The following is a 6,204-nucleotide window of genomic DNA, read 5'->3' as shown; positions in this document are numbered from 1 at the left end:
GGACGAAGGTCAGCGGCGGGCGAGGGCGTCGATGGCGGCGGCGACCGGGCCGGGGTCGGACACGAACGTCATGTGCTGGGCGCGCGGGATGAGCGTGGGCGGCGGCGCGCCGATCCGGGCGGCGGTCTCGGCGGGCGTGGACCGGCTGAACACGAAGTCGTCCGCCCCGAACACCACCGATTTCGGCATGCCCAGGCCGCGCACCCGTTCCAGGCGCGAGGTCGGGATGCCGACGACGCCGTTGCGGAACATCTCCCAGACGGCCTTCTCCGCGCCCGGCACCATGAACGGACGCCGCCACTGGTCCACGCCCGCCGCGTCCAGGCGCGGGCAGCGCGGTCCGCACGCCCGCGCGTAGGCCGTGCGGACGAGCCAGTCAGAGCGGACGCCCAGGCGCAATACGGCCGTCCGGTACGGGTCGATGATCAAGTACGGGAGGGGGGTCTTCTGCCCGGCGCCGGTGAGCAGCGCGTCCCCGTCGAGCAGCATGAGGCCGCCGATCGCGTCCGGACGCCGCAGGGCCGCCTCCGCGACCACGGCCGCCCCACTGGAGTGCCCGACGATGACGGGCTTGACCAGGCGCATCGCGCCGATGAACGCGGTCACCTGGTCGGCCATGTGCGCGGCGTCGTACGGACCCTTGCGCTGGCTGTAGCCGTTGCCGGTGAGGTCGAGCGCGAACACGTGATGGGTGCGGCCGAGGACCTCGGCGGTCGGCGTCCACGCGTCCGCCGACTCGAACGCGCCGTGCACCAGCACGACCGGGCTGCCGCCGCTCCCCCACTCGCGGTACCGCGTCCGCACGTCCCCGGCCTGCACGTACGACAGCCCGGACGGGACGGCGGCGCGCTCCTGCGTCGACCGGACGACCACCATCGACGCCGCGGTGACCAGGGCCCACAGCGTCACCAGGACCAGCAGCGTCCGGCGCGACCAGCGCCGCAGTCTCGACGCGGGCCGCGGCGGCGTCGGCTCCGGTGGGGACGGGGCGGTCGGGGTCGGGTCCGGTGGGGGCGGGGCGGTCGGGGTCGGGTCCGGCACGGTCTCGCGGTCGGTCACGCACCCACGGTACGGCTATCGAACTCCCAGACGGTCGTCAGCGGGATGCAGAGGCCGGGCTGCACGACCTCGACGCGCAGCACGCCCTTCGCCGCGTCGTAGTCGAGGCCCTCGGTCTCGAAGGCGTGCTGGGCGTCCGGCTTGCACGCGCTCTCCATGGGGAGTGGGCCGAGCGCGGTGACGCGGCCCGCGACGTCGCGTCCGTCGGGGGTGCGGGCGAGGTCGATCTGGAGGAGCGGCCGGACGACGCCGTCCACGGTGCCGTCCGCGTCGTTGGAGGAGCAGACCAGGCGGGTCTCCGTGGTGAAGTCGCAGCCCTGGACGTCGCGGACGGCACGGTCGAGGACGACGCGTCCGGTGAGCGGAAGGTCCTGGGCCGGGTCGGCGGCGGCCTTGTTGACCACGGGCATCGGGGTGATGAGCAGGCGGTTCTCGGTTCCCCACTCGCCGGAGACGAGCCACTGGCCGTCCTGGCTGACGGCGGCGAACGAGTTGTTCATCGCCTCGCCCGGCACCAGCCTGTGCACGAAGTCGGACGACCGGAACCCGTGCGCGGTGTCGTACACGCGGAACATCTTGGACGTCGGGTTCGCCGCGCCCGACTGGTACGGCTCGACGACGTAGCCGTGCGAGAAGTCCGGGTCGCCGACGTGGTTCCAGCCTTTGAGCTGGGCGTCCGGCGCGACGACGTTGCCGGTGTACCAGAGGTGGTCGCCGCCGAACGCGCGGACCGTCGCGAGGCCCTGGTTCTGGAAGACGCTGCTGACCAGGTACGAGCGGGTCGCCTTCCACGGACCCACCGCCGGGAGCGCCGCCCGCGCGGGCTTCGCCGCGGGCTTGGGCTGGGGTTTCGGCGCGGCGGCTGCCGGGGCGGCACCGGCCGGGGTGGACGGGGTCAGTGCGGCGGCCACGGCCAGGGTGCCGGTGGCGGCGAGGATCGCGGTACGGCGCGGCATGTCGTCCTCCCCGGAACGGAAACCGGGTCAGCGTATCGGCGATCTTCGTCCCCGTCGGAGGATCCGGAGCAATTGTCATGAAGCGGTCACCGCGCGGCGCGGGTGGTCCGGGTACCGTCTGACGCGTGACCGACGTGCTGGCGCGGACCGACCTCGGTACGGTGCGCGGAACCGAATCCGACGGCCTGGCGATCTTCCTGGGCATCCCGTACGCGGCGGCGCCGGAGGGCGAGCTGCGGTTCCGTCCGCCCGTCCCGGCCGAGGCGTGGGACGGCGTCCGCGACGCGACCCGCTTCGGGGCCGCCCCGCCCCAACGGGCCGCCGCGCCCGGCACTCCCCCGATCTGGCGTCCCGAGGACGGCCTGGACTGCCTCAACGTCAACGTCTGGACGCCCGACCCCGGCGGCGGCGGACTCCCGGTCATGGTGTGGTTCTACGGCGGCGCGTGGCGGATCGGCGCGAGCCCGATGCCGCACTACGACGCCGCGCGGCTCGCGCGGGCCGGCGTGGTCGTCGTGACGTTCGACTACCGGGTCGGGTTCGAGGGGTTCGGGCACCTGGACGGCGTCCCGGACAACCGCGGGCTGCGCGACCAGATCGCCGCGCTGGACTGGGTGCGGCGCAACATCGCCGCGTTCGGCGGCGACCCCGGCCTGGTCACCGCGTTCGGGCAGTCCGCCGGGGCCGCGTCGATCACGCTGCTGGCCGGTGCGCCCGAGGCGCGCGGGCTGTTCCGCCGGGCCATCGCGCACAGCATCCCGGACGGGTACGTGGAGCCGCCGGAGGCGTCGGAGATCACACGGACCATCGCGGCCGCCGCCGGGGTCGCGCCGACGTGGGAGGGGCTCGCGTCGCTCTCCCCCGAGGCCCTCGTCGCCGCGCAGGACGCGCCGGTCGATCCGGTGACCCGTCCGGTCACGGCGTTCGCGCCCGTCATCGACGGCGACCTGGTCACCGGCCCGCCGTGGACGCGGATCGCGGCCGGGGCCGACGTCGAGCTGGTCTGCGGGTTCGTCCACGAGGAGGCGCGCGCGTTCCTGCCGTCCCCGGTGCCGCCGGAGCTGACCCCCGAGATGGTGGCGGGCTCGACACAGGTGGGCGCGGCCGGCGCGGAACGCTACCGGACGGCGTATCCGCAGCTCAATGACGTCGATCTGACCCTGGCGCTGCTGTCCGACGCGATGTTCCGGATGCCGACCGTCCGCATCGCCGAGGCGCACGCGGCGGCCGGTGGACGGACGTGGCTGTTCGACTTCGCCTGGCGCAGCGCGCGGGGCATCAACGGACACTCGACCGACCTGCCGTTCGTGTTCGGACTCCCCGACTCGCGCTTCGCGCTGCGCCACCTGGGCTCGCCCACACCGGACGGGTTCGCCGTCCTGTCCGACGCGGTCCGGAAGGCGTGGACGTCCTTCGCCGCGGGCGGCGACCCGGGCTGGCCCCGCTACGACGCGTCCGCCGGACGGATCACCCGGGTCTGGGACGAGCAGATCTCGGACGGCCCCCTGTCGATCGCGCCGTCCCTCCCGATCTGGACGGACCTCACCTGAGGCGGAGCTCGAAAACGAAGCAGTAGTCGACGTCCGCCCGCGTGCGGGACGTCCGCCACCCTCCACATCGGCTCGGATCGGTCCCCGCGACAGGGACGTCGTCCGGGCGGGACGTGCGGCGGCCGCCTCGTGACCGGGCGGCGGCCGGTCACGTCGTCAGGACGGTTTGAAGCCGATGGTCTGAAGAACCGACACCTGGCCGGAATCGAGGCTGTAGTAGGCGGCCACCAGTCCGAGAGTGCCTTTGCCGACCTTCGACGACAGCGCGGGGTCGGCGGCCAACGTGGCGACCGTCCGCAGGGTCTGGGCCCGGATGGTCTGGTCGAGGACGTCACCGCCCTTGGCATGCGCCTGTTCGTACGCGGGCTTGATCGACTCCACGATGGCGTTCAGGTGCTTCGGCAGCGGATGGTCGTGCTCGAGCGACTCCACCGTCGCCTTCACCGCCCCGCACCGCTGGTGGCCCATGACCACGATGAGCGGCGTGTCATGCTCGACCGGCCCGTACTCGATGGAACCCTTGACCAGGTCGTCGATGGTCTGCGCGCCGGTCCGGACGACGAACAGGGCGCCGACGCCCTGGTCGAACACCGTCTCCGGAGGCAGCCGCGAATCCATGCAGGAGACGACGACGGCGAACGGGTTCTGCGCCGCGGCCACCTCCTGCCGCCGCTGGGCGCTCTCCTGCGGGCACGTGCGCTTCCCGGCCGCCCACGTCCGGTTCCCCTGCGCGAGCCTGCTCCATGCCTGGGCCGGGGTGAGCTTCTCGGCGGTGGGTGTGCCGGTGGGCGAAGTGGGCGGGGCCGTCGTCTGCGTGGCCGTGCCGGTCTGCGCTACGGGAACCGCCGACTGGCTGGTGCCGCCGCACGCGCCCAGCGCCGGGACCAGCGCCGCGACGCCCAGACCTCCCGTGGCCAGTCCGGAGCGCAGCAGGCTCCGCCGTGAGAACTCATTCACTCCCTTTAGGTACCGCCCCCACCCACCGGGCCATCCCGCAAGCCGGCAAAGCCTGTGTGTGGAATGCAGCGACACGGCCGGGCAGGGGACGCGGCCGAGTGGGTGAGGAGGTTCGCGCGCATCGAGCTGTGTCGGCCGGGTGCCCGTGGGGGTGATCGCATTCGGGGTGTCCATCCGGTCAGGGGACGGCGGCTGTCATACCGCCTCGTCCAGCGGGCAGAATGAGGGCATGCGCGTGGCTCTGTGTCAGATCGAGGTCGGCGACGACCCCAAGGAGAACCTGGACCGCGTCCTGGCGGCGATCGCCGAGGCCTCGGCGGCGCCGGGCGGCTGCGACCTCGTGGTCCTCCCGGAGGCCGCGCAGATCCGCTTCGGCAACCACCTCGCCGAGGCGGCCGAGCCCCTCGACGGGCCGTGGGTGACGGCCGTCCGCGACGCGGCCCGCGAGCACGGCGTCAACGTCGTCATGGGCGTGTTCGAACCCGCGGACGCCGACCGCGTGCACAACACGGTCGTCGGCATCTCGGCCGAGGGCGAGCTCGTCGGGTCGTACCGCAAGCTGCACCTCTACGACGCCTTCGGGGACCGCGAGTCCGAGCGCGTCGTCGCCGGCGACCGGCCCGTCGTCCTCGACCTGGCCGGCCACCGGCTCGGCATCGTCACCTGCTACGACGTCCGCTTCCCCGAGCTGGCCCGCGCCCTGGTCGACGAGGGCGCCGACATCCTCGTCATCCCGGCCGCGTGGGCTCAGGGCGTCTTCAAGGAAGAGCACTGGACGACCCTCGTCCGCGCGCGGGCCATCGAGAACACCACCTGGGTCGTCGCGGTCGACAAGGCCCCCGACCGCACCCCGCCGCCGCGCGGCCTGCCGGGCGGCGTGGGACGCAGCCAGCTCATCGACCCGATGGGCAACATCGTGGCCGACCTCGGGCCGTTCCCGGCGGTCCGCGTCGTGGAGCTGGACCCGGCCCTCACCCCCAAGGTGCGCGAGAGGCTCCCGTCCCTCTCCCACCGCCGCCGCGACGTCCTCTGACATTCGAGCCTCGCGCCGACGCTCGAGAGCGAGCTGAAGGGCTGAGGGCCAGGGGCCGAAATCGAGCCGGGCCCCGGGCCAAGGCGTGGTGTCAGGTCGCCACCCAGGCGACGTGGCCGATGGACTTCGGATTGTCCGCCAGGTCGAGCATGGCGTTGGCCAGGTCGGCGCGGCGGATGGACCGGGCCCGCGGCGGTGTGCGGTCGAGGCCGAGGCGGTAGGCGCCGCGGGCCGGGCCGTTCAGGAGCCGGGGCGGGCGGACGATCGTCCAGTCGATGCCGGTCGCGCTCTCGACCACGCCGTCGGCGCGCACGACGTCCTTCATCGGGTTGGCGAGGATGCGGCTGACCAGCGGCTTGGCGACGTAGCGGCCGAGCAGGTCGTCGCCGGGGTCGGGGTAGGGGGCGGCGGCGCTGACCACCAGCAGCCGCCGGGTTCCGGCGGCCCGCATGCCCTTGATGATCGACGTCACCCCGTCGGTGTGGACGGTCGTGGGGGCGAGGCCGCTCCGGCTTCCGAGGCAGGACAGCACGGCGTCGCGGCCCTCGACGGCGGGTTCGACGGCGGCCGGGTCCATGACGTCGGCGACGAGGACGTCGGCGCGGTCGCGCAGGTCCTCGGGCAGGCGGGCGGCGTCGCGGACGACGGC

General features: G+C 73.7%; 6 protein-coding genes. 2 read left to right on the top strand and 4 right to left on the bottom strand.

Translation table 11 applies throughout. The annotated features are described in order from the left end of the window. Positions 1-9 precede the first annotated feature (9 nt). Both AB0J52_RS23135 and AB0J52_RS23130 read right to left on the bottom strand, forming a co-directional pair. Positions 10-1,059 (bottom strand): alpha/beta fold hydrolase, encoded by a 1,050-nt coding sequence (locus tag AB0J52_RS23135; RefSeq protein ID WP_500184041.1) that lies wholly within the window; start codon positions 1,057-1,059, stop codon positions 10-12. Further along, positions 1,056-2,015: a hypothetical protein gene (locus tag AB0J52_RS23130; RefSeq protein WP_500184040.1), complete on the bottom strand. Its 960-nt coding sequence runs from the start codon at positions 2,013-2,015 to the stop codon at positions 1,056-1,058. Before AB0J52_RS23130 ends, AB0J52_RS23135 begins: the two co-directional genes overlap by 4 nt. A gap of 125 nt (positions 2,016-2,140) precedes the next feature. Here AB0J52_RS23130 and AB0J52_RS23125 point away from each other — a divergent pair, with 125 nt between their 5' ends. Then, the gene (locus tag AB0J52_RS23125; RefSeq protein WP_500184039.1) at positions 2,141-3,565 is read left to right on the top strand and encodes a carboxylesterase/lipase family protein; all 1,425 of its coding nucleotides are present in this window, start codon (positions 2,141-2,143) and stop codon (positions 3,563-3,565) included. A gap of 156 nt (positions 3,566-3,721) precedes the next feature. Here AB0J52_RS23125 and AB0J52_RS23120 read toward each other — a convergent pair whose 3' ends face one another. Beyond that, positions 3,722-4,522, bottom strand: a complete 801-nt coding sequence (locus tag AB0J52_RS23120) for a carbonic anhydrase (RefSeq protein WP_500184038.1) — start codon at positions 4,520-4,522, stop codon at positions 3,722-3,724. Between the two features lie 229 nt (positions 4,523-4,751). Between AB0J52_RS23120 and AB0J52_RS23115 the strand changes: the two genes are divergently transcribed. Beyond that, complete coding sequence (locus AB0J52_RS23115) at positions 4,752-5,555, top strand: carbon-nitrogen hydrolase family protein (protein ID WP_500184036.1); 804 nt, start codon at positions 4,752-4,754, stop codon at positions 5,553-5,555. Between the two features lie 91 nt (positions 5,556-5,646). On the opposite strand, the gene AB0J52_RS23110 is transcribed toward AB0J52_RS23115, so the two are convergent. Next, on the bottom strand, positions 5,647-6,204 hold a 558-nt coding region (locus tag AB0J52_RS23110; RefSeq protein WP_500184035.1), incomplete at its 5' end, for an NAD(P)-dependent oxidoreductase.

This window comes from Spirillospora sp. NPDC049652, assembly GCF_040675125.1.
Lineage (GTDB): Bacteria > Actinomycetota > Actinomycetes > Streptosporangiales > Streptosporangiaceae > Spirillospora.
Note: the sequence above shows the minus strand (reverse complement) of the source record. Positions and strands in the feature narration are given on the sequence as shown.

Excerpts from the sequence above, each read along its gene's own strand:
- AB0J52_RS23130 (WP_500184040.1), bottom strand. The coding sequence starts at position 2,015 with ATGCCGCGCCGTACCGCGATCCTCGCCGCCACCGGCACCCTGGCCGTG.
- AB0J52_RS23115 (WP_500184036.1), top strand. The coding sequence starts at position 4,752 with ATGCGCGTGGCTCTGTGTCAGATCGAGGTCGGCGACGACCCCAAGGAG.